1 protein-coding gene is annotated in these 290 nt (G+C 67.2%); it reads left to right on the top strand.

The annotated features are described in order from the left end of the window. Positions 1–93: 93 nt before the first annotated feature. Positions 94–290, top strand: a 197-nt coding sequence (locus EN852_RS39665; RefSeq protein WP_135879963.1) for a helix-turn-helix domain-containing protein, incomplete at its 3' end; no start/stop codon positions are given.

Below are 290 nucleotides of genomic sequence, written 5' to 3'. Positions count from 1 at the left end.
CGACCGTGCCTGCCATTTGGGTGGGTCTCCTGTTGGCGTGGAGACGAGGCTAGGGCGGCGGTGAGTGAAGCCGTCAGCGCATGGGCGCGCCTCATGCGCGTCTCGCGCCAGCTGGTTGAAAAGACCGAAGATGCCTTGAAGGCCGGCGGCCTGCCGCCGCTCGCCTGGTATGACGTGCTGCACGAGCTTGCGGAGGCGGGCGAGAGCGGACTGCGTCCCTTCGAGCTGATCGACCGTGTTCTCCTGGCGCAGTACGGCGTCTCAAGGCTGCTAGCCCGGCTCGAAGCGGA

The organism is Mesorhizobium sp. M2E.F.Ca.ET.209.01.1.1, from assembly GCF_004010375.2.
Lineage (GTDB): Bacteria > Pseudomonadota > Alphaproteobacteria > Rhizobiales > Rhizobiaceae > Mesorhizobium.
This window is presented reverse-complemented; position numbering and strand designations above follow the sequence as displayed.